The sequence below is a fragment of the Halovulum sp. GXIMD14794 genome, from assembly GCF_054457455.1.
The window spans coordinates 575,893-596,651 of sequence record NZ_JBTLNF010000005.1 but is presented as its reverse complement, the minus strand read 5'-3'; the positions used below and the strand labels follow the sequence as shown (position 1 = coordinate 596,651).

The window sequence follows — 20,759 nt, the reverse complement described above, 5'->3', positions numbered from 1 at the left end:
CCGCCTCACCGCTGAGACACCAGCGCCTGCCGGTTCGCCCGGCAGGCGTTATTGTTCATCCAATCGTGCGTGTCCGGGCAATGGCCGCATCCAGCCCCGCTGAGATGGCGTCGCGCAGGGGGCCGTCGCGCATCACGACGAGCCCGGCCGCCGTAGTGCCCGCATAGTCGATCATTTCCTGCACATGCTCTGCCGGGCTGGGTGCATCCGCCGCCAGCATCGTGCCCGCTGCCAGAAATAGTTGCCGAGTGGCCCGGTCCGCGACATCCTCCGGAATGCCGTGGGCAGTGGCGTGATCGGCCATGCATTCTGCCAGGTAAGCAACGAAACCGGGTACCGGGCCGGTGAGCGCGGTGAAATGCTCGATATGTGCTTCCTCATAGACCTCGTCCGTGACACCGCAGGCTTCGAACAGCCGGGTGATACGGCTTCGATCGGTCACGTCGAGAGGGCTTGCGGAGATCCAGGGCGAATACGCGAGGCCCCTCGCGGCAGCGGGGCTGCTCATCGCGCGAATGACGCGCCGCGCGCCTGTGAGCGCCGCGAGCCTTTCCAGTGAGACCCCCGCCATCACCGAGACCACGAGCCGGTCTGGAGCATAGATGTTGATCGAGTCGGCAGCCGCCGGTGGTACCGACAGCAGGACCAGATCACAGGAATCGGCGAGCAACTGGTTGTCCTTTGTCGCGGTGACGCCGTCCGGCAGGCCGGAGGCATCTCCGCTACGATTGGAAACCCAGAGCCGCGAGGGTGGGTGACCCGAAGCGAGCACCCCCTCTGCTATGGCACGGCCGAGCATCCCGGTCCCTCCGATGATCCCAAGTCGGGTTTGGTTGTCGATCATGATCACACTCCCTTCGCGTAAGGAGAGCATGACATCCCATCCAGTTTTTCACATCCCCGTGGGACGACTCTCCTGCCACTGGAACGTCGCGCGGGGGCACATAGTTGGGATGGGCAATCAGATGCAATCCACGCAGGAGACCGATATGCCCGCAACCAAGCTGCAAGCTGGCGAAGCCTTTCCGAAGATCACCGTGCCGCGCCTGGGCGGCGGCACCGTCGAGCTGGGCACGCCCGCACCAGGCCGCGATTGGCAACTTGTCGTCGTCTACCGCGGCAAGCACTGCCCGATATGCACCCGCTACCTGGGTGAGTTGAACGGCGTTCTGGACCAACTGGGCGAGCTGGGCGTGGACGTGGTCGCAGTCTCGGGCGATCCCGAGGAAAAGGCCAAGGCACAGATGGAGCAAGTCGAGCCGCGTTTCACCGTCGCCTATGATCTGTCGATAGAGCAGATGGAGAAACTGGGGCTCTACATCTCGAACCCGCGCTCGCCGCAGGAAACCGACCGGCCCTTCGCCGAGCCGGGCCTGTTCGTGGTCAATGCCGAGGGCCGGATCCAGATCGTCGACATCTCGAATGCGCCCTTCGTGCGCCCGGCACTGGAGAGTCTGGTGAACGGGATCAAGTTCATCCGCGATCCCCAGAACAACTACCCGATCCGCGGCACCTACGCGGCATGAACGAAAACGGGCGGCCTCAACGGCCGCCCGTTTGATTTCAGATCTTGAATTCCTGGGTCTTTACCGTGACCTGGGGCGGCTTCTCCGCCCAGTCGGCATTCCATGGCACCTGGGTCAGGACGCAACCTGCAGGCGTGCCCTGCGCGACCGAGCTGGCACGGGAGAACGACGCCAGCGAAGGCAGGATCACCGTATCACCGTCGACAAGCCGACCTGCGCCTAGAAGCTGCGGCTCCAGCGCCGTGACGGCTGCTGATCCTTCCGAAGCGACCACGCCGCAAACCTCGGTCATGCCGGTGTTTTCGCGCAGGCCGTAGGCCAGTCGGGTCACCGCCTCGCTGTCTTCCCAATCGATCGTCGTCACCTGGAAGCCGGGACCGACAGCGAGGGTCGGGGACTGGGAGCCGGTATCGCATCCGGCCAGCGCGCCGGCGCACACCGCCAGCACGGCATAGATTGGTCTGGGCATCGGTCGGGCCTCGTTCCTTCGAAATGACTTTACGTTCGGTCAAGGGCGGCTGGGCGCCCGCGCCAACTCAATCGCATGCAACAATGCTTGTAAACAAGGTGTCAAAATGCTCGGATAACCGGCGGCGATCATCATTGCATGGAGTACTTCAATGACCTTGCGCGCGTTCCTTCTGGCCTCTGCCGGTGTCGCGGTCAGCGCTTTCCCGGCCCTGGCCGAGTTCAACCTGACGATCCTGCACACCAACGACTTCCACTCGCGTTTCGAGCCGATCAGCAAGTATGACAGCGGCTGCTCGGCCGAGGACAACACCGCGGGCGAATGCTTCGGCGGCTCGGCCCGGCTTGTGACCGCGGTCGAGGAAGCCAAGGAGCGCGCCGGCAACTACCTGTTGGTAGACGGCGGCGATCAGTTCCAGGGCACCTTGTTCTACACCTACTACAAGGGCAAGGCCGCGGCCGAGATGATGAACAAGATGGGCTATGACGCGATGACCGTGGGCAACCACGAGTTCGACGACGGCCCCGAAGTGCTGCGCGGCTTCATGGACAGCGTCGATTTCCCGGTGCTGATGTCGAACGCCGACGTCTCGGGCGAGCCGCTGCTGGCGGGTACGCTGATGAAGTCCACCGTGATCGAGAAGGGTGGCGAGCAGATCGGCCTGATCGGCCTGACCCCGCAGAACACGCCTGAACTGGCCAGCCCCGGCAAGAACATCGTCTTCACCGATCCGTCGGATGCCGTCGCGGGTGAAGTAGAGAAGCTGAAGGAGCAGGGGATCAACAAGATCGTCGTGCTCAGCCACTCGGGTTACGGCGTCGACCAGACCGTCGCCGCCAATGTGCCGGATGTCGACGTTATCGTGGGCGGCCACACCAACACCTATCTGTCGAACACCGCCGAGAATGCCGAAGGCCCGTATCCGACCATGGTCGGCAATACGGCTATCGTTTCGGCCTATGCCTACGGCAAGTTCCTGGGCGAGCTGAACCTGACCTTCGACGATGACGGCAACATCACGGAAGCCACCGGCGAGCCGATCATCATGGACGCCAGCGTGACCGAGGACGAAGCCACCGTTGCGCGTATTGCCGAACTGGCCGGACCGCTGGACGAGATCCGCAACAAGGTCGTCGCCGAAAGCGCTGCGCCGATCGAGGGCGACCGCAGTGTCTGCCGGGTCATGGAATGCGAGATGGGCAACCTGGTCGCCGATGCGATGCTGGACCGGGTCAAGGACCAGGGCATCCAGATCGCGATTGCCAACTCGGGCGGCCTGCGCGCCTCGATCGACGCGGGTGAAGTGACCATGGGCGAGGTGCTGACCGTTCTTCCGTTCCAGAACACGCTCTCGACCTTCCAGGTCAGCGGGGCGACCTTGCTCGAGGCGCTCGAAAACGGTGTCAGCCAGGTCGAGGAAGTTGCCGGCCGCTTCCCGCAGGTTGCCGGGATGAAATTCACCTGGGATCCCTCGGCCGAGCCGGGCAGCCGCGTTGTCGATGCGATGGTCGAGGTCGACGGCGGGTTCGAGCCGATCGACCCCGAAGAAACCTATGGCGTCGTGTCGAACAACTTCGTGCGCGGCGGCGGTGACGGCTTCTCGATGTTCGTCAACGCCGAGAACGCCTACGACTTCGGCCCCGATCTTGCGGACGTGACCGCCGAGTACCTGGCGGCGAACGCGCCCTACACGCCGATCGTCACCGGCCGGATCACCGAAGCGAACTGATCCGACTGGCGGGACTTGCCGCCGGGAGCCAATAGCAACAGATCGTCGCCCCCGTAGCGTGCCACGGGGGCGATGTCATTTTTCAGCGTGTGTTTTGATCGAGAGGTTTGGCGCTCAGAGCGTGTTCTTGAAGACGGTGCCGCCCTTCATGATCAGCCGCAAGTTGGGCTCGGGATCGGCAATGAAATCGAGATCGTCTTCCGGATTGCCGTCCACGACCAGCATGTCCGCCAACGCACCTTCCTCAATCACCCCCAGGCGGCCGTCGTATGGTGCCCGGGCGCCCGAGAGCTCAAGCAGCGCGCCGGCGTCGCCGGTCGCCATCCGCAAGGCGTCTAGCGGGGCCATGAAACGCGTCAGCTTGGCGAGGTGCCGGCCCTGGGCGGAAGCGCCCGCCGGATTGAAGAGCACATCCGTGCCGAAAGCCATGTTCACCCCCTCGGACCGACCCATCTCGAAGGCGCGCACCGTTCCCGCAGCGACTTCCTGCTGCTTGGCTAGACTGCCCGGGTCGGTCTTGGGGTTCGCATCCTCGTCGCCGAGGAACGGTTGAATGCTCCACCACACGCCTGCGTCGGCGATCGCACGGATGGTGTCCGCATCGGCAAGCTGACCATGCTCGATCGATTTCACGCCAGCATCGATGCATCGGCGGATCCCATCCGCCGTATAGACATGCGCGCAGACATAGGTGCCCCAGTCGGCGGCGGCCTTGACCGCAGCATGCATCTCCTCAAGCGTGAACTGCATGCTGTCCAGTGGATCGTAGAGCGAGGAAACGCCGCCGCCCGCCATTATCTTGATCTGGCTTGCGCCCTTCATCAGCTGCTCACGCGCGCGCCGCAGCACCTCCGCTCGTCCGTCCGCGATTGCGGCCACGCCGGCGATTTCGGAGTAGTTCGCAGGACCGCTCGGCATCCTGGGGAGTTCGTTCAGTAGGCGGAAGTCACCGTGCCCGGAAGTCTGGGACAGCATCGCGCCCGATGGGAATACGCGCGGCCCAGCAACGACGCCCTGATCGATGGCGGCCTTCAGACCAAAGACCGGGCCCCCGGTATCGCGGATGGTCGTGAAGCCGCGCATCAGCGTATTTCCCGCTTCGCGCCCCGCCATCAAATGCAACCATCCGATGTCTTGCGTCATCGCGGCCACCTGGCTGACCCCGACGAGGGTCGCGTGCCAGTGGCAGTCGATCAGGCCTGGGATCACTGTGCGACCGCCGCAGTCGACGATATCCGCCTCTTCCGGCCCCTGTCCGGCCTGTACGAGCGCCGCTATTCGCCCGCCGTCTACGAGAATGTCCTGGCCATCCGTCATATCGGAGCCGAGGCCGTCGTAGTACCTGAGGTTGCGCAGGAGTAGCGGGCGCCCGGGGGTCTGCGCCCAACCCTTGTCCGGCGACAGCCCGAAACCCGCGAACATCCCCACGACGCCTGCCATCCCGCCCAGCATCTGTCGCCGCGCGAGATCGCTGCTCAACGTTCCATTGCCGCTTGGGTATGTGGTGCGCCGCAATGGCAGGGATCAATCGGCTCGATACCGAGGGCACGTTGCTGAGCGCAGGTCAGACACATCGGGACGTCCTCAAAAATGGATGACACGGAATGCCTAAAGTCAGAGTGTCTTTCCCTTTGCCTGTCAAGAAACCGCTTTGCGCCTCAGCTATTGCTTCTCATCCCGAGGCCACCGGCTTAGATTCTGAGGGCAATGTGTGGCCGTTTTACTCTAACCCTGAGTGATGAGGATCTCGAGCGCCTGTTCGGGGCCGAGGTTGCGCTGGATCTCCCCCCGGTGCCCCGACTCAACATCTGTCCGACGCAGCAGGTTGCCGTGGTCGTCTCGGAGGAGGACGGCCGCGGGCTGCGGCCGATGCGCTGGGGGTTCATCCCACGCTGGTACAAGGCGGCCAACGACGGGCCGCTGCTGATAAACGCCCGCGCCGAGAGCGTGGCCGAGAAACCGGCATTCCGCGAGGCTGTCCGCGCTCGGCGCTGCCTGGTTCCGGCCAGTGGCTTCTACGAATGGACAAAGGCGCCCGACGGGGGCAAGGACCCGTGGTACATTTACCCGGCCGAACAGGGCGCAGCGCTGGCCCTCGCCGGGATCTGGCAGGAGTGGCGCGTTCCCGACTCTGACGAGACACTTACAACAGTTGCCATACTCACGACCTCGGCCAACAAGATGTTGTCCGAGGTGCATCATCGCATGCCGGTCATAATTTCGCCTCAGGACCAGCCGCTGTGGCTGGGCGAGGCGGGCAAGGGAGCTGCGCTTCTGATGCACTCCGCACCCGAGGATTTGTTGGCCTTGCACCGCGTCAGCCGCAAGGTGAACGCCATGCGCGCGGACGACCCGGACCTCACTGCGCCCGTTAACCTCTGATTAACCTAGCAGAATCTTAGCGGAAAGTGACCCGAATTGGATCACGCGTGTACCACATTCGGAAACGATAACCGGAAGGTGCATGGGGAAGGTGTGAGTGTGTGTAACCCCCGCGTGAGTAGCGAGTGGCCCCATGCACGCCATCAGCTCCGGGATCAGCCGTTCTGCGCCAGGAAGTATCCCACCGTACCCGCGAGAATGGCCCCGAGGATCACAGCGATCGCGATCTTCCAAGCCGAATAGGGTCGTTCGCCCTGCACCGCGCCGGTCCGTGCGTTGACCACGAAGCGGTAGGTCTTGCCGCCATACTTGTAGGCCGCCAGCCAGACCGGCAGCAGCACGTGCTTGAATGTAACCTCGGAGACGTCGGTCTCCATCGCGTCGATCATCTGCCGGTCGCCGCCGATGTCGAACTTCACGTCCCGGCGGATCGTCGCGTCCATGATGTCGCGCGCCTCCACGAAACCCTCGGACAGCTCGACCTGGTAGGCTTCGGCCCGGAAACCTGCGAGGTATTGCGGCTGGTACGGCTCCAGCCCCGCAAGATCCCAAGGCGCCAGCCGGTCAGTGTACTGCTTGGGCAGGCTACGGGAGGCCAGGACCAGCACGTCGTCGAAAGCGCGTGCCACGCGGCCTGAAACAGGGGTCCAGCGGATCTTCTGCACCCGCTCGGTACGTGTCTGCGACTTGCCGTTGACGTTTACCCGGCGCGTTCTTGTCTCGTAGTAGACGGTGCCGCGCTTGCCGCGATAACGGGTCCGGGTATCCGCGTCATACGTCCAGTAGGGGACGTAGATCCCGTCCATGCGACGTCCCTTGCGGGCGTATTTCTTCAGCCCGTTCGGGGCGAACCACAGCCGGCCCAGCCAGTCGGTCATCGCCTTGCGGGCCTCCTCCTCGGCCAATGCGAAGGGCAGGACGGCGGCCGGCTTGATATGCCGGTGCGTGCCGGTATCGGTCACCACCGGGGACGCACAGAACGGGCATCGCGTCGCGTGGGTGTCGGGGTCGAACTCCACTTCGGCGCCGCAGCTTTCGCAGCGGATGACGCGGGTTTCCTCGATATCCGCCTCGGGGATCTTCGCGTCGAGCGCCGCGCGGAAATCCCGTTCGCGGATCGCGTGGGCACCCGCCCAGGGTCCGCCACCCTCGATCAGCTCCTCGTTGCCGCAATGATCACAATGCAGCCTGTCCGAGCCCGGCAGGTAGCGCATGTCCGAGCCGCAGTTCCCGCAGGGAAAGCGGTGCTCCTCGGTGGTGGGGGTCATGGATCGCTCCGGGCCCGGGATTTGTGTCGGTTCGGTCGGCGGGTCAGTCGGCAGGCGGCGGAGGCGGCGGCATTACCGTGAAAAGCTGCGCCAGCTCGGCGATCTCGCCCGCCCGGGTCCAGCCGTCGATACCGGCGGTCCAGACGAAGGTCTCGCGCGTCAGCTTGCCCTCTGCGGCCATCTTGCCAAGGTCCGCGCGGCTGAACGGCCCCGAGCTTTGACCGCGGCTCGCGGTATGCCAGACCTTCTCGACCGGCGGGGGCGGCGGAACCGGGGCTGCCGACTGTTGCGCCGGGGCAGGGACCGCGCCCCATGGCCCCATGCGGGAGCCCATGGCCATACCCATGCCGGCGCCCAGCCCGGCAGCCATGCCGCCGCCAGCCGGGTTCGAGGCCGCTTCCGTCATCGCCTCGGCCGCCGAGAACTGCGTATAGGCCCCCAAATCGCCGACGATCCCCATCGAGGTGCGCTTGTCGAGCGCCTTCTCGACGGCCTCGGGCAGGCTGATGTTCTCGATGAAGAAGGCGGGCATGCTCATGCCGTACTCCGCCAGCTGCGGCGAGACCTTGGCCGCGATCAGCTTGCCCAGCTCGCCCGTGTTCGCGGCCATGTCGAGCACCGGGATGCCGCTGCCAGCGATGGTCTGGCCGAACTTGGCGACGATGATGTTGCGGATCTGGAAGCTGATCTCGTCGGTCGTGAACTCACCGTCGGTGCCGACGATCTCTTTCAGGAACAGCGCCGGGTCGGTGACTCGGATCGTATAGGTACCGAAAGCACGGAGGCGCACCGGCCCGAACTCCGGATCACGGCACATGATCGGGTTCTTCGTGCCCCACTTCAGGTCCTGGAAGCGGGTCGTGTTGACGAAGTAGATCTCCGACTTGAACGGTGACTGAAAGCCGTGATCCCAGTGCTGAAGCGTGGTCAGGATCGGCATGTTGTTGGTCTCGAGCATGTAGAGACCGGGTGTGAACACATCCGCCAGCTGCCCTTCGTGTACGAACACGGCCGCTTGGCCTTCGCGCACGGTGAGCTTAGCGCCGTACTTGATCGCATGGCCGCGCCGCTCGAACCGCCACACCAGCGTATCGCGGGTGTCGTCGGTCCACTCGATGACGTCGATGAATTCGCCGGAGAGGAAATCGAAGATGGCCATAGGTACCCCCGCTCTTGCTACTGCTGACCGTTATATGCGTGTGTCTGTTTCTAAGGAAGCGTTGCGCTCGTCGCACATTTTTCGACGATACGCGCGATACAAGAGGAAACCTCAGCTTCGTGTGCTAGAGCTTTCACCTCTTCTATTGAGGCTAGGTGTACGAGAAACATGGAATAGCTTTCTGCTTGGTCGGTTTTCGCGGAAACACAGCGGTAACTCGCAGCCAGATCCTGCACCGAGTTCTCTGCAAGCATGGCGATATGAGTTTCCCGAGCAGTGCAGGATCTGACGCCTCGGGCAAAACTACTCCATGGTTCCTCCGATAGCCACGGAAAACTGATCTGGATTACTGGCGTCTCTCGCGCAGCTACTTCGGAAAGCCCATCTACACCCCAGAGATTGGAAGCAGACGAACGGCCGGCGAGTTTGGCGATTTCTGCGTTGTTCAATCCCAAAGCGTCAATTACTTGCCTGTTAGAGAAGTACGCTAGCGCTCCCACATCAGTTCCTCCAACCTCCATTCCTGCGGGGACTAAGTCTGACAAAGCCATTGCAGGAGCGGCCAAATCCGAGACTGAAGCATGGTCCTGTCCTGATATTGGCCACTGGTGGACTGAGATTTCCTGATAGCCACTTCGAAGGACGCTAGCGAGTCCACTCGGATAGGACAGCAGCGCGTAGTTATTGAGGAGGAAGATCATAAGGACGGAGTAGCCAAAGACGCGCTTCGCGATGTTCCGGTCACTAACGAGTATCGCGAGATCAATTGCTGCGATAGGAATTATAGGTAAGAGGAACCGGCCTAACGGGTGAGGATCTCCGCCCTCGACGATGACAATTGCGAGTTGGCCGAGTACGAAAAGGACGCGTAAGGCACTGCCCTTACCTGCTGAAATTGTTATCAAAGGTGCTATGATGACTATGCCGCCTTGCCATAGAAACCAATACCTTACGTACTCCCAGCCATCTCGTATTTCGGCTAATCTCGATCCCGAGGATTTTGCATAGAATGTGTTGGGGAGTGGATGGCCATAGAGAGTAAGCCTCCAAAGAAGTAACGCCGCCACAACTGCGAAGATTGCTCCTGCATAGCGACGGGCATTCTTCACGCGCGGCTGCACCGCAAAGAACAATCCGACGGCAGGCGCAACTAGATAGCCTTCTGGCCGGATCGTGGCAAGTAAGGCGCAGGCGGCGAAAAGACCGAAGGTAAAATTCTTCGAACTCCAACACTCCTCAGCAAGAACGTAAACGCAAAATAGGCCCAAGCTGTATAGTAGTGCGTCCAGGCCTGCACCTGCCCAATGCACGTAGCCAGCAGAGAGGAAGATCAATGATAGAGCGGTTATTTGGGATGTTATTGTTTTTGGAACACGAAGGGATAAGGTGAGCGCCAGTACGGCAACAATCGCAAGGTTCAGAAGCCAATTGAACGCGATTACATCGATGTCCGCGAGAAAACCCGCCGATAGTATGATTACATGCGCCATTGACGTAAACCCATCAACGGGTGATGCCTCTGGCCACCAGGTTGCAAGGCCCGTTTCCGCGAGGTTACGGGCGTAGTGCAGGCTGATGAAGGTATCGTCTACCAGTTGGGCATCAGAGGCACAAAGAATCACGAAAAGGGCAAAGAGACCCGACAATACCGCAATCCGCGAAAAAGGATGCAGCTCATTGGCCTCTTGCATCAGTCGCTCTCCGAAGGCCCGTCAAAGCTTCAGCCCGCTCGCCCGCGCGGCATCCGCCGCGATCTGGCGCAGCATCGGGCGCGCCTGCTCCAGGCTCATGCCCTCGGTCAACCGCGGATCGTAGAGCATCCGCAGCAGGATCTCGTCATGCACGGTGAGCAGGGCGAATTCCTCGTCGTCGTTGAAGATAGACGGGCGAACCTCGTCACTGTCGTTCAGCAAACCGAGTGCTTGTGTCATTTCCTCGTGGAAGCACGAGGTCCGCATCAGACCGCGGTGCTCGGCCTTTACCAGCGCGACGGCGACGGCGATGCCGCCATTCCGCTCGTTGGGACCGAACAGCGAGGCCGAGCACAGCAGGCTGGGCCGCGAATCCCAGAGGTCGCGCGCCAAGGCAGCGGGGAAATCGCCCTCATCGAGGATTGCGCTGGCCAGCGCGCGTTGCTCCAGCCGTTCCAGGATCAGGACGATGAAGTTTACATCTCCGGTCGGGACATAGCGGATGTCGAGACCGGTCAGCTTGCGGTAACGCGACAGCAGGTCCTCGATCACGGCAAGGTCCTTCTTGCGCTGATCCGGCGGGACGCTCTCGCCGAAGATGACGCCGACGCGGACGGGCTCTGCCCAACGTGTCAGCCGGATCTCGCGCGAGCGCTTCAGACGGCCGTTGCCGCGCCGGGCGAACTCTGTGAAGAACGCGATCTCCTCGAAGTTCTTGGCCAGCGTGTCGATGCTCAAAGGCGCATCGGCGGGTGCCCGATCGGTCCGCAGCCCGCCGTTCAGGCGGATCGCGTAGGCGGTCTCCGCGTACAGGTATTCCAGAGCCGGACCGCTCAGGTCCGGCTCTTGCGAAGCAGGCGGCGCGCAGGCCGCGAGCAGGGGCAGGAGAAGCGCCACCGATAGGCGGCGCAGGAAGTCTTGGGGCGTCACTCAGGTATCCGGTACGGTCTCGCCGACGGTGACGCCGGCCTTGTCCTGGCGGGCCTTGGCTGCGGCCAGCGTCTCTTTCAGGTCGTGCTCCATCTTCGTCAGTTCTTTTTCGGCCTCTGCGCGGGCGGCCTTGCCCTGGTCGGCGATCGACAGGCTTTCCTGGATAGTGGCGATCAGGTCCGAGTTGGCCTGTTTGATCGCCTCGATGTCGAAGACGCCGCGCTCCATTTCCTTGCGGATCTCGGCGTTGGCCTCCTTGAGGTTGGAGGCGTTCGACTTCAGCAGCTCGTTGGTCAGGTCGGTGGCTTCCTTGACCGCACCGGCCGCCTCGCGCGAGCGGTGGATGGTCACTGCCTGCGCCAGCTGCGTCTCCCACAGCGGCACGGTGTTCACGAGAGTCGAGTTGATCTTCGTGACCAGCGACTTGTCGTTCTCCTGCACGAGGCGGATCGAGGGTAGGGACTGCATCGTCACCTGGCGGGTCAGCTTCAGATCGTGCACCCGGCGCTCGAGATCGTCGCGGGCGGCGCGCATGTCGCGCAGTTCTTGCGCCTTGATGACGGCCTGGTCCTCAGGGGCGTCCTGTACGGCCTGGTCAAGGCGCGGGATGTCCTCGTTGTCCAGCTGCCGGATCTTGGTCTCGCCAGCCGCAATATAGAGTGCCAGCTCGTCATAGAACTGCAGCGTCTTCTCGTAGAGCTTGTCGAGCGACTTGATGTCTTTGAGCAGCGTGTGCTCGTGGGTCAGAAGGTTCTCGGTCACGCTGTCGATCTGGCCCTGCACATCCTCGTAGCGAGCAAGGAACTCGGAGACAGGCTTGGCCTTGCCGAGCAGCTTCTCCCACCAGGACAGCTTGCGGTTCGGGTCCAGCTCGTCGACCGAAAAACCGCGGATCGAGCTGACGATGTCGCGCAGCGCGTCGCCAGCGGGGCCGGTGTCCTTGTTCTTTACGTCGGCCAGCATCTCCTGACTGATCGTCTGCAACTCGGCCTGCGCGCGCGAGCCGAACTGGATGATCGACTGGCTGTTGCCCATGTCGAGCTCGCCAATGCGCTTCTCGATCTCGACCTTTTCGAGCTCGTCTGCCTGGTCGATCACGATCAGTTCCTTCTTCGGCTCTGGCAGGGGCGCGAGGGCGACGCTTTCGACCTCGGCGACGGCGGTTTCGGCCTTGGTGCGGACTTCGGTGGACATGTTCAACCTCTCCGTTGGCAAATGCGGCGATCAGACGCCTTCTTGTTGCAGCCGCTCGCGCAGCACCTCGATCTCGACGTCCAGCGAGACCTTGTCGTCGGCGAGCAGATCCTGGCGGTGCTGGCGGAAGCTCGCTTCGAGGTCCGTCAGCAACGCCTCGTATTCCTCGCGGGCCGTCTCGTTCCGGGTGCGGGAATAGAGCTCCGCGAACTTGCGCGTCGCATCCCGCGCGCCGACCAGGTATACCCCCAGGAACTTACGGGCGCGGGTCAGGTCACGCGGATCGGCCTCGACCGTTCGGAACACCTCGCGGACCTGGCCGATCAGCCGCTCAACCCGGCCTTCGAGCCTGCGGTCGCCGATCTGGCCTGCGGCGGCCATGATCTCGGCGACGGTTTCCTCGGCGCGGTCGATGGCGCGGGCCACGCGCTCGGCCTCGAAATCATCGGTCGCGGCGCCGCCCTTGGCTTTCATCGGGTCGAACCCGAAGGCAAGCAGTTGCGCGCAACCGGCCGCGACGCCGAAGATCACGCCGCCGATCAGGTTGAAGCCCGGCGCGACGCCCGCAGCGAGGAACACGCCGAGTCCAGTCAGCACAGAGGCGAAGAGCTTGCGCGGAACAGCAGGCGGCTTTGCGATAGCGCGCGCCTCGTAGGCGGCGTCAGCTTTTAGCCCCTCGTTCAGCATCACCGCCGAAATGAGAAGCAGTGCAAAAGCGCCCAGTTCGACGACCATTCCAACGGCGTCACCGCCCGCGATCTCGCCCAGGCCCGAGAAGAGAAGGGGCAGCGGGACCAGGAACATCGCACGCGCGGCGATATTCACCCGGCTCGCCCGGCGACCACGAAACCGCGCGCCAGGTTCGTTGGCGGGCGACTCGCCCGGCTTGTTGCCGGGGGTCGGGCTGAACTGACCGCCATAGCGCTGTGCCATCAGAATGCACCGCTCATGCCCCAGGCCCGGAAGCCCGAGAACAGGATGATCGCCAGCAGCACCACTGCCGCAAAGCCGCGCAAGGTCCGGTCACTCATGTGAATTCCCCCGTTTGCGGCGCAAACCTAGCACGCCGCGCCCGCTTCACATAGTCCCCGAAGCCGCGCCGGCCAAGGCTGCGGCGGATTGCGCGCTCAGGTCCTCCGCAGCCGGCTCGCGTTGGGGCCAGCGAGGCCGTCAGGGACCTAGGCCTGCAGGGTAAAGGTGGCCGAAATCCCCTAGCTGGAGGCGGTTCCTCGCCTCAGGCGCTCTTGCTCTTCGGTTTTCCGATCGAATGCGGCCCTTCCCGGGACCGGAGTCGAGCTCCGTTCTGCCGCACATATTGCCGCAATTGAGCGACTCGGCAGATTCGGGTTAGGTTTCCTCTACGGGATCGCCGTTTGGGGGAACGCGCGCGGCCGTATGTCGTAAGGTGAGCCCTCAGTCTGCGTTGCCGGTGACGAACCGACGCCTGTCGCGTCGGAGAAATTATGATTGGACTCCGCAATGGCTAAAGGCACCGTCAAGTGGTTCAACACCGAAAAAGGCTATGGCTTCATTCAGCCGGAAGGTGGTGGGAAGGACGTCTTCGTCCACATCACGGCCGTTCAGGCCGCAGGCTTGACGACACTCAGTGAACATCAACCGATAGAATACGAGCTTCAGCAGGGCCGGGACGGGCGCGAGATCGCCGGCGAACTGAAGGTCTGACATTCACGCGATTTGCTGCCGGCACGCGATCCGGGTCGGCAGTGTCTCGGGTGCTTCGGCCCGGGTGATGGTCCGGCGCGCGCCCCAAGGGGCGGCACCGGCTCAGAAGTTGAGCCGGCGGTAGCGTTCGGGATCGAACCCGCATGCGAAGCCGTCGCCATCGGGGTCGAGGTTGTAGCGGTCGTTGTTCGGCCCGCCGGTGCTGAGAAACTGTCTCTGCGCCTCTTCGTCGGATTCGAACCGGCGGCAGACCGAGGCGGACTGGAAACGGTCGCGGAACACCGGGCGGTTGTAGACCTTGGTCCCGACCGGGTGCGTGGTCTGCCGGGCGAAGGCGACGACGTTCGCGTTGATGTCCTGCTGCGGCACGGGCTCGGGCTCGACGATGACCAGCTGGCTTTCGGCAGCCTGACGGCGTGCCTCGGCGGCTTCGCGCTGGCGTTTCTGGACCTCGAGGCTCGATTGGTTCAGATCAATGCTGTCCGCGTTCGGATCGACGCCGATCTCGGCCGCACCGGGCATCGCCTGCGGAGCGGCGGGAACCGGTGTAGCGGTCACCATCGATGCTGGCGCAGTCGCGACCGGAGCGGGGGCCCCCGTCGGCGAGGTCGACTGCAGAACATTCGTTACGTCCTGCGCCAGTTGCGCATTCGGATCCGGATTGACTGTCACCGCGCTGCGTGGCGCGCCACTGGCATCCGCGGTTTGCGCGCCATAAGCGCCCGCGGCCGCCGTTTGAGGCGCGGGGTAGGCATATGGATCCGGAACGGGCGCAGGCGGCGGCGGATCGAACGGCCCGGGTCCCCCCGCGGGAACCGAGTTGTTGCACGCCGACAAAACGGTGGCCCCAGCCACCAGGAACGCCACAAGCCTCATTTCTTGCCTCGCCTCGTTACGCGGTCTTCACCACCATTTTTCGGCATGGTGCGCGAAACCGGCGGATTTTTCCAGTGCGTAGGCGGTATTCAGCAGATCCGCCTCTTCCCAGGGACGCCCGATCAGCTGCAAACCAAGCGGCAGACCTTGCGACGACAACCCGGTCGGAACCGCGATCCCGGGCAGGCCCGAGAGGTTCACGGTCACGGTGAAGACGTCGTTCAGATACATCTGGATGGGATCCGCGTCGGCCATCTCGCCAATGCCGAAGGCGGCCGAGGGCGTCGCCGGTGTCAGGATCGCGTCCACCCCGTTGGCGTAGACCTTCTCGAAGTCCTGCTTGATCAGCGTGCGGACCTTCTGGGCCTTCTTGTAGTAGGCGTCGTAGTACCCTGCCGACAGAACGTAGGCGCCGATCATGACGCGGCGCTGCACTTCGGCGCCGAAGCCCTCGGCACGGGTACGCTCGTACATCTCGTTGATGCCTTCGCCCTGCCGGATCTTCGCCCGGTGGCCGTAGCGCACGCCGTCATAGCGCGCCAGGTTCGACGACGCCTCGGCAGGCGCGATCACGTAGTAGGCGGGCAGGGCGTATTTCGTGTGGGGCAGGCTGATGTCGACGATTTCGGCGCCGGCATCGGCCAGCATCGCGCGGCCCTCGGCCCAGAGCGTTTCGATCTCCTCGGGCATCCCTTCGACGCGATACTCGCGCGGAATGCCGATCTTCTTGCCCCGGATGTCACCGGTCAGCGCGGCTTCGAAATCGGGCACGGGCAGGTCGGCACTGGTCGAATCCATAGGATCGTGCCCCGCCATTGCGCCAAGCATGATCGCCGCGTCGCGCACGTCGCGGGTCATCGGCCCCGCCTGGTCAAGGGACGAGGCGAAGGCCACGATGCCCCAGCGCGAGCAGCGCCCGTAGGTCGGCTTGACGCCGGTGATCCCGGTGAAGGCGGCAGGCTGCCGGATCGAGCCGCCGGTGTCGGTTCCGGTTGCCGCCAGGCACAGATCGCCCGCGACAGCCGCTGCCGACCCGCCCGAGCTGCCGCCCGGCGTCAGGTCCGCGTCGGGTGCATCCTTGCGCCGCCAGGGGTTGATCGCGGGTCCATAGGCCGATGTCTCGTTGCTCGAGCCCATAGCGAACTCGTCCATGTTCAGCTTGCCCAGCATGACGGCGCCGGCATCCCACAGTTTGCGGGTCACGGTGCTTTCATAGGGCGGCTTGAACCCTTCGAGTATGTTCGACGCCGCCTGCGTCTGCACGCCCTCGGTCGCGAACAGGTCCTTGATGCCCAGCGGGATGCCGCACATGGCAGGCGCATCACCTGCCTTCAGCCGCGCATCGGCGGCGTCCGCCTGCTCCAGCGCCTGCTCGGGAGTGTGGGCGATGAACGCGTTCAGCCTCGCGCCTTCCTCGGCTGCGGCGACATAGGTCTCGGCCAGTTCGCGGGCGGTGAATTCACCCTTGCGCAGCGCGTCGCGAGCCTGGGCGATGGTCAGTCCTTTGGGAGCGGTCATAAGTCTTACTCCACGACCTTGGGGACGGCGAAGAACCCTTCGCGCGCGTCCGGTGCATTCTTGAGGATATCTGCCTGCCGGTCGCCGTCGGAGATGACGTCATCGCGCCGTTTCAGGTCCATCGGCGTGACCGAGGTCATCGGCTCGACACCGTCGGTGTCGACCTCGGACAACTCGTCCATGAAGTCCAGGATGCGGCTGAGGTCCTTGGCCAGCGGCTCCAGCGCTTCTTCGGCGACCTCGATACGCGCCAGGTGCGCGACGCGGCGGGCAGTGTCCTTGTCGATCGACATCGGCTCTCCTCAGGGATGGAACGGGTGCGGTTTAGCGATGCACCCGCGCGCGTGCAAGGGTGGTCACGCCTCGCGCCGCTCTGGAGGCAGGTGCGTGTGCAGGACCAGGATCATCCAGCCCAGCATCAGCGCGTTCAGGCTGTGCCAGAGGAAATGCGTGCCGATGGGGACGACGCTGCAGACTGCCTCATCGATCGAGCGGAAAAAGAGCGACAGCAACAGGATGCCAGCGCCGATGGCCAGCCCTCGGGCGGTCAGCGGAGCGCCGCGCCAGAGGATCGCGGCGTAGATCAGGATCAGCACCGGTACGGGAACATAGCCGAGTGAACCGTTGAGGGGACCGGTGACGGAGCCGACCAGCAGTGTCACCGCCCAGGAGAATGGGAAGAACAACGCAACCATGAACGCGCCGCCGAGGATGCCCTGTTCGAAAAAGCGCCGGGTTGCCAAATAGATGTAGACGAGAATGAACAGGAGGATAGGCAGCACGTCCGCTGCCCCGGCCCAGCGGGTCGCGTAGGTGTGAAACAGGAACGAGCCGACGCCGATCGCGAACAGGATCACCGTCAACACCCTTGCGCCGGGATCCCGCTTTCCGCCCAGGATTGCCCAGACGACCAGCGCCGCGATGATGAAGGCCGCGTTGGTGATCGCGTTGAGCGGCTCTGCCCAGAAGCCCGGGCCGAGGCGCTCGCAGTAGTTGTCGACCTGTTGCGTCCAGTTCATCACATGTCCTTTGCGCCGCCGGGGCTTGTTCGTGTTTCCGCAACGGCGAGGGATGCCGCCAGCAGCAGTGCCATGTAGGCCGCATTCAGCAGGTGCCACGCGAAATGCGTACCCGTCGACAAGGTCCCGCACCACGCGGCGTCGTTCAACCGGAACGGCAACCCGGCGGCAAGCAGCGCTGCGCCGACCGCCAGCAGTCCGGCGGGGCGCCGGAAGCGACGCAACGCAACGGCCGCCAGGAGCGTCAGAAGGATCATCAGGATATAGCCACCCGCCGCCGACATTCCCGGCAGGACCTCACCGAGGATCGGACCGGCCTGGTAGAAAATCACGGCGAGCATCACGCCGCCGACCAGCGCTGATCCTTGCCGTGCGCCCCCAAGCCGGTGCAGCGCGACCCAGCCGAGCGCGGCCATGAGAGCCATGTTCGTGACGAGGTTCAGCATGCTCGCCCAGATCTGTCCGAAACCGTGCCAGAGGAAGGAACTGACCCCGACCAGGATCAGGGTGAGTGCGGTTGCCCGCACGTCCGACCCTGACGCGCGAAACGCAAGCCACAAACCAAGCACCGCGAAGACGAGGCCGGTCGCCATGTTCAGCGGCTCCGCGCCGAAACCGGGGGCCGTCCGCTCGCAATAGTGATCTACGGCCTGCGTCCAGTTCATCTGCGATCCCTTGAGTCCGCTTGCGAATCTCTGTGCTAAACTGCCCGAAATCAGGGAGGATTCCATGAAAATCACGTGGCTAGGACATTCCGGTTTCCGGATCGAGATCGCTGGGCAGGTGCTGCTGGTCGATCCGTGGCTGACCGGCAACCCGAGCTTCGAGGGGCAGGATCGTGCAGCGGCCATCGGTGGGGCGACCTGCGTGCTGTTGAGCCATGGGCATGGCGATCATGCGGGCGACGCCGAGGGCATCTCGAAGGAACTCGGTATTCCGGTCGCCTGCATCCACGAGCTTTCCAACTGGCTCGGTCAGAAGGACGGGGTGGAGACCGTCGGTTTCGGCAAGGGCGGCACGATCTCGCTGGGCGACGTGCAGGTGACCATGGTCAATGCCGTGCATTCCTCGAGCGTCGATTTCGCCGAAGGCCCGACCGGCTATGCGGGCGGAGAGGCTGGGTTCATCATTTCGGGCGATGGCCATACCATCTATTTCTCGGGCGATACGGACGTGACCACGGACATGCAGATCTGGCACGACCTGCACCGGCCCGATATCGGCATTCTCTGCGTTGGCGGGCACTATACGATGGACCAGAACCGGGCGATCTATGCTTGCCGAAAGTTCTTCGATTTCAAGACGGTTATTCCCTGCCATTACAAGACCTTCCCGCTGCTCGCTCAGGATGTGGAGGAGCTGAAGGCGGGGCTACCGGGCGTGCAGGTAGTCGAGGCCGAGGTGATGCGGCCTTTCGATCTCTAGCGGCGTTTGGCGAAGAAATCGCGTAGAAGCGCCGCTGCCTCGGTCTCGCGCAGGCCGGGGTAGACCTCGGGCTTGTGGTGCGCCTGCGGGTGCGAGAGCACGCGGGCGCCATGCTCGACCCCGCCGGATTTCGGGTCCGCCGCCCCGTAGTAGAGCCGCCGGATCCGCGCGGCGGAAATCGCGGCGGCGCACATCGGACATGGCTCCAACGTGACATAGAGATCGAGTCCCGGCAGCCGCTCGGACCCGGCGGCGGCGCAGGCTGCGCGTATCGCCAGGATCTCGGCATGGGCGGTGGGGTCGGAAAACTCCCGCGTACGGTTTCCCGCGCGGGCCACGACCGCGCCCGTTCCGGAGTCCACAATCACCGCACCAACGGGCGTTTCGCCCCGCGCGGCGGCGGCGCGGGCCTCGTCCAGGGCTGCGTCCATATGGCTGGGAAAGCGCATGACCCCGTTCAATACCATTGCCGTGACGCGGACAAGCGCGTAAGCGGCTGCCATGACCGAGGGTGAAAGAATAGCAAAGCGGCTGGCGCGCGCCGGCGTCGCCTCGCGCCGCGAGGCGGAGCGGATCATCGAGGCCGGGCGCGTAAAGGTGAACGGCAAGAAGATCGACAGCCCCGCGCTGAACGTGACCGACAAGGACGTGATCCTCGTCGACGGCAAAGCCGTCGCCGAGCCCGAGCCGGTGCGCATGTGGCGCTATCACAAGCCCGCCGGGCTGGTGACGACCACCGCAGATGAGAAGGGGCGTCGGACGATCTTTGACGCGCTGCCCGAGGATCTGCCGCGGGTGATGAGCGTCGGACGGCTCGACCTCAACTCCGAGGGCCTGCTTCTGCTGACCAATGACGGTGAGCTGAAGCGCAAACTGGAACTGCCCTCGACCGGCTGGATGCGCCGCTACCGGGTCCGCGCCAAGGGCGAGCCTGAGGATCGGGATTTCGAGCCCCTGCGAAAGGGCATCACTGTGGATGGCGAGAAGTTCCAGCCGATGCAGGTGGCGCTCGACAAGCAGCAGGGCGCGAACGCCTGGCTGACCATCGGCATCCGCGAAGGCCGCAACCGCGAGATCCGCCGCGCCCTCGGTGCCATCGGTCTCGACGTGAACCGGCTGATCCGCCTCTCCTACGGGCCGTTTCAGCTGGGAGACCTGCCGCGAGGCGCGGTCGAGGAGATCAGACCCAAGGTGCTCCGCGATCAGCTGGGCGTGACGCGTGAGCCGACGGAAAAGCCCAAGGCCGAGGCGCAGAAAAAGCCGCGCAGCCGGAGCGTCAGGCCGAAGCGCTGACGTGCCAGCGCGGGACATAGCCCGCGCGCAGGGCGCTCAACGTCAGCTCCGGCGTCAGCACCGGCAACGCGGCGCCGGTTGCCGGGCCTGCATCGGCATAACCGCCGAAAGACCAGCGCAGAAGCCGCCCCATGCGAACGGCCAGGAAGTCATCTCCCGACCGGACCATTGCCCCGTCCGGCAGCGACGCGGGTGCGGCCTCGGGCTTTGGGCCAAGGCGCTGCTTGTGCAGGCACCGGTCCATCTCGGGCGCTGGCATGCGCGTTCCGCCCCCTGCCAGCTTGGCGAAATTGAGCGCGTCTGCCCGGCGACACTCGAAACAGGGGCGATGACCCGCGGCCAATGCCGTGACCTCGTCGAGGAAGAATAGCTCGGTATAGCCGCCACCCATCACCGTCCGCCTGCGGTCCTTGAAGTCGAGCACGCAGGCTATCCATGCCTTCGACGCCCAACGGCGGGTGAGGGTGCGGGCAGGGCCGTGGATCTGTCCGCCGCGATTGCCCATAAGCGCCCCCCTTTCGGGCGTGGCGAGGATCTGGCCGTCGGGTCGGACGCGGTTTGGCAGTGGCATTGCGGTCCTTCGGGCAGTGCGCCGGC

The 20,759-nt window shown here is 64.1% G+C and carries 22 protein-coding genes; 6 read left to right on the top strand and 16 right to left on the bottom strand.

The window, feature by feature from the left end:
- Positions 1-55 precede the first annotated feature (55 nt).
- Complete coding sequence (locus tag ACW9UR_RS14610; RefSeq protein WP_458917738.1) at positions 56-844, bottom strand: pyrroline-5-carboxylate reductase family protein; 789 nt, start codon at positions 842-844, stop codon at positions 56-58.
- Positions 845-989: 145 nt separating this feature from the next.
- On the opposite strand from ACW9UR_RS14610, the gene ACW9UR_RS14605 reads away from it, so the two are divergent.
- Positions 990-1,526 carry a peroxiredoxin-like family protein gene (locus tag ACW9UR_RS14605; protein ID WP_458917737.1) on the top strand — a complete coding sequence of 179 codons (537 nt, stop codon included), beginning with the start codon at positions 990-992 and terminating at the stop codon, positions 1,524-1,526.
- Between the two features lie 37 nt (positions 1,527-1,563).
- Here ACW9UR_RS14605 and ACW9UR_RS14600 read toward each other — a convergent pair whose 3' ends face one another.
- Complete coding sequence (locus ACW9UR_RS14600; protein ID WP_458917736.1) at positions 1,564-1,995, bottom strand: hypothetical protein; 432 nt, start codon at positions 1,993-1,995, stop codon at positions 1,564-1,566.
- Between the two features lie 151 nt (positions 1,996-2,146).
- Here ACW9UR_RS14600 and ACW9UR_RS14595 point away from each other — a divergent pair, with 151 nt between their 5' ends.
- Positions 2,147-3,724, top strand: a complete 1,578-nt coding sequence (locus ACW9UR_RS14595; protein WP_458917735.1) for a bifunctional metallophosphatase/5'-nucleotidase — start codon at positions 2,147-2,149, stop codon at positions 3,722-3,724.
- 114 nt (positions 3,725-3,838) lie between these two features.
- Here ACW9UR_RS14595 and ACW9UR_RS14590 read toward each other — a convergent pair whose 3' ends face one another.
- The gene (locus ACW9UR_RS14590; RefSeq protein WP_458917734.1) at positions 3,839-5,176 is read right to left on the bottom strand and encodes a metal-dependent hydrolase family protein; all 1,338 of its coding nucleotides are present in this window, start codon (positions 5,174-5,176) and stop codon (positions 3,839-3,841) included.
- A 255-nt stretch (positions 5,177-5,431) separates the two neighbouring features.
- Here ACW9UR_RS14590 and ACW9UR_RS14585 point away from each other — a divergent pair, with 255 nt between their 5' ends.
- Complete coding sequence (locus ACW9UR_RS14585) at positions 5,432-6,106, top strand: SOS response-associated peptidase (protein ID WP_458917733.1); 675 nt, start codon at positions 5,432-5,434, stop codon at positions 6,104-6,106.
- A 155-nt stretch (positions 6,107-6,261) separates the two neighbouring features.
- Here the strand turns inward: ACW9UR_RS14585 and ACW9UR_RS14580 are convergent, their stop codons facing one another.
- From ACW9UR_RS14580 to ACW9UR_RS14555, 6 genes are read right to left on the bottom strand one after another with little or no spacing between them, the layout of a single operon-like run.
- Positions 6,262-7,374: a TFIIB-type zinc ribbon-containing protein gene (locus ACW9UR_RS14580; protein ID WP_458917732.1), complete on the bottom strand. Its 1,113-nt coding sequence runs from the start codon at positions 7,372-7,374 to the stop codon at positions 6,262-6,264.
- Between the two features lie 43 nt (positions 7,375-7,417).
- A complete protein-coding gene (locus ACW9UR_RS14575) occupies positions 7,418-8,533 on the bottom strand; it encodes an SPFH domain-containing protein (protein ID WP_458917731.1) in 1,116 nt (371 codons plus the stop codon).
- Positions 8,534-8,583: 50 nt separating this feature from the next.
- On the bottom strand, positions 8,584-10,224 hold the full coding sequence (locus tag ACW9UR_RS14570; RefSeq protein WP_458917730.1) for a hypothetical protein: 1,641 nt from the start codon (positions 10,222-10,224) through the stop codon (positions 8,584-8,586).
- A gap of 21 nt (positions 10,225-10,245) precedes the next feature.
- Positions 10,246-11,154 (bottom strand): DUF2927 domain-containing protein, encoded by a 909-nt coding sequence (locus tag ACW9UR_RS14565; protein ID WP_458917729.1) that lies wholly within the window; start codon positions 11,152-11,154, stop codon positions 10,246-10,248.
- Positions 11,155-12,348, bottom strand: coding sequence for a toxic anion resistance protein (locus tag ACW9UR_RS14560; RefSeq protein WP_458917728.1), 1,194 nt, complete (start codon positions 12,346-12,348; stop codon positions 11,155-11,157).
- 30 nt (positions 12,349-12,378) lie between these two features.
- A complete protein-coding gene (locus ACW9UR_RS14555; RefSeq protein ID WP_458917727.1) occupies positions 12,379-13,281 on the bottom strand; it encodes a 5-bromo-4-chloroindolyl phosphate hydrolysis family protein in 903 nt (300 codons plus the stop codon).
- Between the two features lie 546 nt (positions 13,282-13,827).
- Here ACW9UR_RS14555 and ACW9UR_RS14550 point away from each other — a divergent pair.
- Positions 13,828-14,031, top strand: coding sequence for a cold-shock protein (locus tag ACW9UR_RS14550; RefSeq protein WP_458917726.1), 204 nt, complete (start codon positions 13,828-13,830; stop codon positions 14,029-14,031).
- 102 nt (positions 14,032-14,133) lie between these two features.
- On the opposite strand, the gene ACW9UR_RS14545 is transcribed toward ACW9UR_RS14550, so the two are convergent.
- The 5 genes from ACW9UR_RS14545 to ACW9UR_RS14525 all read right to left on the bottom strand — a co-directional run bounded on the left by ACW9UR_RS14545 (position 14,134) and on the right by ACW9UR_RS14525 (position 18,109).
- Positions 14,134-14,703: a hypothetical protein gene (locus tag ACW9UR_RS14545; protein WP_458917725.1), complete on the bottom strand. Its 570-nt coding sequence runs from the start codon at positions 14,701-14,703 to the stop codon at positions 14,134-14,136.
- 231 nt (positions 14,704-14,934) lie between these two features.
- Complete coding sequence (gene gatA, locus ACW9UR_RS14540; RefSeq protein WP_458917724.1) at positions 14,935-16,425, bottom strand: Asp-tRNA(Asn)/Glu-tRNA(Gln) amidotransferase subunit GatA; 1,491 nt, start codon at positions 16,423-16,425, stop codon at positions 14,935-14,937.
- Between the two features lie 5 nt (positions 16,426-16,430).
- Positions 16,431-16,718, bottom strand: a complete 288-nt coding sequence (gene gatC, locus ACW9UR_RS14535) for an Asp-tRNA(Asn)/Glu-tRNA(Gln) amidotransferase subunit GatC (RefSeq protein ID WP_458917723.1) — start codon at positions 16,716-16,718, stop codon at positions 16,431-16,433.
- 63 nt (positions 16,719-16,781) lie between these two features.
- Positions 16,782-17,444, bottom strand: a complete 663-nt coding sequence (locus ACW9UR_RS14530; protein ID WP_458917722.1) for a ceramidase domain-containing protein — start codon at positions 17,442-17,444, stop codon at positions 16,782-16,784.
- Positions 17,444-18,109, bottom strand: coding sequence for a hypothetical protein (locus ACW9UR_RS14525; RefSeq protein WP_458917721.1), 666 nt, complete (start codon positions 18,107-18,109; stop codon positions 17,444-17,446). Before ACW9UR_RS14525 ends, ACW9UR_RS14530 begins: the two co-directional genes overlap by 1 nt.
- Positions 18,110-18,173: 64 nt before the next feature.
- On the opposite strand from ACW9UR_RS14525, the gene ACW9UR_RS14520 reads away from it, so the two are divergent.
- Positions 18,174-18,869 (top strand): metal-dependent hydrolase, encoded by a 696-nt coding sequence (locus ACW9UR_RS14520; RefSeq protein WP_458917720.1) that lies wholly within the window; start codon positions 18,174-18,176, stop codon positions 18,867-18,869.
- Here the strand turns inward: ACW9UR_RS14520 and ACW9UR_RS14515 are convergent.
- On the bottom strand, positions 18,866-19,318 hold the full coding sequence (locus tag ACW9UR_RS14515) for a nucleoside deaminase (RefSeq protein WP_458917719.1): 453 nt from the start codon (positions 19,316-19,318) through the stop codon (positions 18,866-18,868). The two genes, ACW9UR_RS14520 and ACW9UR_RS14515, sit on opposite strands and share 4 nt — an antisense overlap.
- A 52-nt stretch (positions 19,319-19,370) precedes the next feature.
- Here ACW9UR_RS14515 and ACW9UR_RS14510 point away from each other — a divergent pair, with 52 nt between their 5' ends.
- Positions 19,371-20,162 (top strand): pseudouridine synthase, encoded by a 792-nt coding sequence (locus ACW9UR_RS14510; protein WP_458917718.1) that lies wholly within the window; start codon positions 19,371-19,373, stop codon positions 20,160-20,162.
- On the opposite strand, the gene ACW9UR_RS14505 is transcribed toward ACW9UR_RS14510, so the two are convergent.
- Positions 20,146-20,733, bottom strand: a complete 588-nt coding sequence (locus tag ACW9UR_RS14505; RefSeq protein ID WP_458917717.1) for a hypothetical protein — start codon at positions 20,731-20,733, stop codon at positions 20,146-20,148. The two genes, ACW9UR_RS14510 and ACW9UR_RS14505, sit on opposite strands and share 17 nt — an antisense overlap.
- Between the last annotated feature and the right edge of the window lie 26 nt (positions 20,734-20,759).

What these genes read in the sequence shown, in the direction of transcription:
- ACW9UR_RS14590 (WP_458917734.1), bottom strand. Translation starts at nt 5,176, where the DNA reads ATGCTGGGCGGGATGGCAGGCGTCGTGGGGATGTTCGCGGGTTTCGGG.
- ACW9UR_RS14585 (WP_458917733.1), top strand. Translation starts at nt 5,432, where the DNA reads ATGTGTGGCCGTTTTACTCTAACCCTGAGTGATGAGGATCTCGAGCGC.
- gatC (WP_458917723.1), bottom strand. Translation starts at nt 16,718, where the DNA reads ATGTCGATCGACAAGGACACTGCCCGCCGCGTCGCGCACCTGGCGCGT.
- ACW9UR_RS14560 (WP_458917728.1), bottom strand. Translation starts at nt 12,348, where the DNA reads ATGTCCACCGAAGTCCGCACCAAGGCCGAAACCGCCGTCGCCGAGGTC.
- ACW9UR_RS14550 (WP_458917726.1), top strand. Translation starts at nt 13,828, where the DNA reads ATGGCTAAAGGCACCGTCAAGTGGTTCAACACCGAAAAAGGCTATGGC.
- gatA (WP_458917724.1), bottom strand. Translation starts at nt 16,425, where the DNA reads ATGACCGCTCCCAAAGGACTGACCATCGCCCAGGCTCGCGACGCGCTG.
- ACW9UR_RS14525 (WP_458917721.1), bottom strand. Translation starts at nt 18,109, where the DNA reads ATGAACTGGACGCAGGCCGTAGATCACTATTGCGAGCGGACGGCCCCC.
- ACW9UR_RS14570 (WP_458917730.1), bottom strand. Translation starts at nt 10,224, where the DNA reads ATGCAAGAGGCCAATGAGCTGCATCCTTTTTCGCGGATTGCGGTATTG.
- ACW9UR_RS14520 (WP_458917720.1), top strand. Translation starts at nt 18,174, where the DNA reads ATGAAAATCACGTGGCTAGGACATTCCGGTTTCCGGATCGAGATCGCT.
- ACW9UR_RS14515 (WP_458917719.1), bottom strand. Translation starts at nt 19,318, where the DNA reads ATGCGCTTTCCCAGCCATATGGACGCAGCCCTGGACGAGGCCCGCGCC.
- ACW9UR_RS14600 (WP_458917736.1), bottom strand. Translation starts at nt 1,995, where the DNA reads ATGCCCAGACCAATCTATGCCGTGCTGGCGGTGTGCGCCGGCGCGCTG.
- ACW9UR_RS14530 (WP_458917722.1), bottom strand. Translation starts at nt 17,444, where the DNA reads ATGAACTGGACGCAACAGGTCGACAACTACTGCGAGCGCCTCGGCCCG.
- ACW9UR_RS14575 (WP_458917731.1), bottom strand. Translation starts at nt 8,533, where the DNA reads ATGGCCATCTTCGATTTCCTCTCCGGCGAATTCATCGACGTCATCGAG.
- ACW9UR_RS14555 (WP_458917727.1), bottom strand. Translation starts at nt 13,281, where the DNA reads ATGGCACAGCGCTATGGCGGTCAGTTCAGCCCGACCCCCGGCAACAAG.
- ACW9UR_RS14595 (WP_458917735.1), top strand. Translation starts at nt 2,147, where the DNA reads ATGACCTTGCGCGCGTTCCTTCTGGCCTCTGCCGGTGTCGCGGTCAGC.
- ACW9UR_RS14605 (WP_458917737.1), top strand. Translation starts at nt 990, where the DNA reads ATGCCCGCAACCAAGCTGCAAGCTGGCGAAGCCTTTCCGAAGATCACC.
- ACW9UR_RS14510 (WP_458917718.1), top strand. Translation starts at nt 19,371, where the DNA reads ATGACCGAGGGTGAAAGAATAGCAAAGCGGCTGGCGCGCGCCGGCGTC.
- ACW9UR_RS14610 (WP_458917738.1), bottom strand. Translation starts at nt 844, where the DNA reads ATGATCGACAACCAAACCCGACTTGGGATCATCGGAGGGACCGGGATG.
- ACW9UR_RS14580 (WP_458917732.1), bottom strand. Translation starts at nt 7,374, where the DNA reads ATGACCCCCACCACCGAGGAGCACCGCTTTCCCTGCGGGAACTGCGGC.
- ACW9UR_RS14505 (WP_458917717.1), bottom strand. Translation starts at nt 20,733, where the DNA reads ATGCCACTGCCAAACCGCGTCCGACCCGACGGCCAGATCCTCGCCACG.